Annotated in this window: 4 protein-coding genes; 1 reads left to right on the top strand and 3 read right to left on the bottom strand. The window is 45.9% G+C overall.

Annotated elements, in window-relative coordinates; genetic code table 11:
- Positions 1 to 144: 144 nt before the first annotated feature.
- Positions 145 to 966 carry a phytanoyl-CoA dioxygenase family protein gene (locus ACR2PX_RS14325; protein ID WP_434000035.1) on the bottom strand — a complete coding sequence of 274 codons (822 nt, stop codon included), beginning with the start codon at positions 964 to 966 and terminating at the stop codon, positions 145 to 147.
- A gap of 98 nt (positions 967 to 1,064) precedes the next feature.
- Positions 1,065 to 1,385, bottom strand: a complete 321-nt coding sequence (locus ACR2PX_RS14320) for a hypothetical protein (RefSeq protein WP_434000034.1) — start codon at positions 1,383 to 1,385, stop codon at positions 1,065 to 1,067.
- Between the two features lie 434 nt (positions 1,386 to 1,819).
- Here ACR2PX_RS14320 and ACR2PX_RS14315 point away from each other — a divergent pair, with 434 nt between their 5' ends.
- Positions 1,820 to 2,284, top strand: coding sequence for a GNAT family N-acetyltransferase (locus ACR2PX_RS14315; RefSeq protein WP_434000036.1), 465 nt, complete (start codon positions 1,820 to 1,822; stop codon positions 2,282 to 2,284).
- A gap of 31 nt (positions 2,285 to 2,315) precedes the next feature.
- Here ACR2PX_RS14315 and ACR2PX_RS14310 read toward each other — a convergent pair whose 3' ends face one another.
- Positions 2,316 to 2,651 (bottom strand): hypothetical protein, encoded by a 336-nt coding sequence (locus tag ACR2PX_RS14310; protein WP_434000033.1) that lies wholly within the window; start codon positions 2,649 to 2,651, stop codon positions 2,316 to 2,318.
- Positions 2,652 to 2,747 lie beyond the last annotated feature (96 nt).

The following is a 2,747-nucleotide window of genomic DNA, read 5'->3' as shown; positions in this document are numbered from 1 at the left end:
GAAAGAACGGCCCATTTTTCCGATGAATTTGATTGAATAGGCCCACTATTCGCACAAATCCATCGAAAAAATGGACTCGTTCTACTGAATTTTAATTTCGACCGCTATTCTCGGTCAGGCTCCTAGGCTTGGTAGTTCAAGTTGCTACTTATATTCTTTCAGCTGTTTCAAACCCAGTAGTTTTTTCCCCAGCTCGCTGAGCTGCGCTGGTTCTCCCGGCTCTGGATCTTGTTGATAAGGCAAGCCCCGCCATTTTTCTGGAGCCCTGTTTTCCTGCCAGAGTCGTACACGCTCTTTGTTGGTTTCTTCTGTGCCTGCCGGAAACATGGATAGGTAGAGGGCCAGTCTGGGGCTGTCAGAAACATTCAACATGCCTGAGTGCGGTAGTCCTGAGTCCCAGATAATCAGTGAGCCCGCTTTACCGTCTATTGCTTCGATAGGATATCGGCTCAGCTCATCTTCAGAGAACCACAGGCTTTCACGACTTTTAAGGACATCGTTGTTTTTGAACAGACTTGGAACACAGCAGAATGCACCCTGATCTTTCCCGGTATCGGTCAGATAGAGAATCCCCTGTAGCCGCATCGAGGTGAGTTGTTCAATGGGGAAGTCGAGATGAATATGGCGTTTCGGTGTGTCAGCTATTGGATCCAGGGAGGGAGGTTTGAATGACAGTCGATCCAGCCGCACCCAGAGATTCTCAGTATCAAGCAGTTGCGAGAACAGAGAGTGGATATTTGGATGTTGTCTTATATTCCAGATGCTCTGGTGCTGATGAACCGGAACAATACCGTTATAACCCAGATCCTTTTCATACCAGCTTTCAGGGTTATCGAGGCCAATATCGAGAAACTCTGCAATCAGGCCGATTGCATCATTGCATAATGGCAAGGGAACGGCATCAGGAACTACCAGATAGCCGTTCTCATCAAGCTGGCGTCTATCTTCCTTTGACAGAGTCAACATGCTTACGCCTCACTGATTCAGTTCAGAACTCTTTCAGCATAAACAGCCACGATCGGAATAAAAAGCCTTCAATCAAGGCTAGTACTCGAAACCTATTATCAGTGCAGAGTTTCGTTAGCTTCTCTTTCTTCCAGGCCTTCCAGCAAGGATTCGAGTACGACCTTGAGGGTATCCGTCTCTTTATTGAGCTCGTAGTGGCGAACCATTGCGACCATTGCTTGTGCCATTGGATACATTCGGAGGAAATTTTTGAGGTCGTGTGGCTGAACAGCCTGACCGGAATTTTCTACAAAATGGTTGGCACCAGAGGCTGCCCCTTTGTTGGCAGACTCGACCAGAGACTTGATTTGCTCAAGATCTTCCAGATCATGAAACCCAAGAAGCATTTCAGCCAGGCTTTCCTGAAGACGTGCTGTCATTGTCATCACTCCTACAGGAGCCTGCCGGACTTATGACCACTTCGGCTTGAAATCCAGAAAGAGCGGCCAGTTTTTCCGTTGAATTTACTTAAATAGGTCAACTATTCGCGCAAATCCAACGAAAAAACTGACTCGCTCTACTGAATTTCAAGCTCGAAAACATAAGCCCGTCAGGCTCCAAGCAACCAGTTAGAAGGTTGCAGAGTAAAGACTGATCATCTTGTAACCAATTCGTATATCTGTCGATTTTTTGCGATTGACCAGAACGATTGTTCGTTATTTTGTGGTCTGTCGGGTGAAAGACCCTTATTGGCAGCCTGATTTTCATTGGGCATTGAAAAGTGAGTCGTTAGCCCTTACATACCACCTACTTTATAGAGCGCAGGGTTTTGCGCTTTTTACACAATGAATAAAAGGAAGACCAAGTGAGCAGTATGGTTATTCGCGAAGCACGCGAAATAGATATGGGGGCAATCGCTAAACTTTGTCAAAACTCTCTTATGAGCATTTATGAAGGCTTGATGGAGCCTGGCAAGAGCATGCCCTGGACAGAAGGTGATGATGTAGAGAAATACATCCGGGGCAACTGGCCTTCTATGAGAGTGGCCTGGGCAGAAGATCAACTGGTCGGCCTTATCGCTATCAACCGTAATCATATTGATATCCTATGGGTATCGGAACAGGCCAGACAAAAAGGTATTGGGCTGAAGCTGCTTGATGATGCCGAGCAGAGCCTGGCCAGTCGGTACGCAGAAATGACAGCAGAGTGTCTGAATGAAGCGTCTGTGACTTTTTTCCAGAAACGCGGCTACGACATACAGCGACAGTTTACAGATGGTATGAGTGGTGTAGAAAAAGTTGTAATGAACAAAGTTCTGGAAGCTTCTGACAGAGAATAACACTCTGTCAGGGCAGATCTTTATTCGTCATTCAAAAAAGGTGTGGATTGGCCTTAAAACGGGCATTCAGTTCATCATCTTCCGGTGTTGTCCATTTCAAAGGCTGCCGTTGTTCGCTTAACGTCTCATCCGGGTATTTGGATTGAGCTACAGCCATTTGTTGCTGGGCTTCTTCTGACAGTTCCACCTGAAGGCTATTGATAATATTCCAACTGAGCTCTTCCATGGTGCTGCTATCGATGATTGCGTCGATATCTTCTTTTGTGCCGGGCCAGGATCTATCATGAAGAAAAGCAAGTGTTACTATGCAGTTATTTTCAATTGGGAAAGCAACTTCTTTAGGCCCTTTTACAGGTTGGCTGATCATTTTTGGGCCTCCTGCCTGATTTTTAGATAGAGATAATCAAGATCATTGTAACCACATGCCTTGTATATTATCCGCTTGATGACACCATTGAAGGCT

This window comes from Endozoicomonas sp., from assembly GCF_051008435.1.
In the GTDB taxonomy this organism is placed as follows: Bacteria; Pseudomonadota; Gammaproteobacteria; order Pseudomonadales; family Endozoicomonadaceae; genus Endozoicomonas_A.
This window is presented reverse-complemented; position numbering and strand designations above follow the sequence as displayed.

Excerpts from the sequence above, each read along its gene's own strand:
- ACR2PX_RS14325 (WP_434000035.1), bottom strand. The coding sequence starts at position 966 with ATGTTGACTCTGTCAAAGGAAGATAGACGCCAGCTTGATGAGAACGGC.
- ACR2PX_RS14320 (WP_434000034.1), bottom strand. The coding sequence starts at position 1,385 with ATGACAGCACGTCTTCAGGAAAGCCTGGCTGAAATGCTTCTTGGGTTT.
- ACR2PX_RS14315 (WP_434000036.1), top strand. The coding sequence starts at position 1,820 with ATGGTTATTCGCGAAGCACGCGAAATAGATATGGGGGCAATCGCTAAA.
- ACR2PX_RS14310 (WP_434000033.1), bottom strand. The coding sequence starts at position 2,651 with ATGATCAGCCAACCTGTAAAAGGGCCTAAAGAAGTTGCTTTCCCAATT.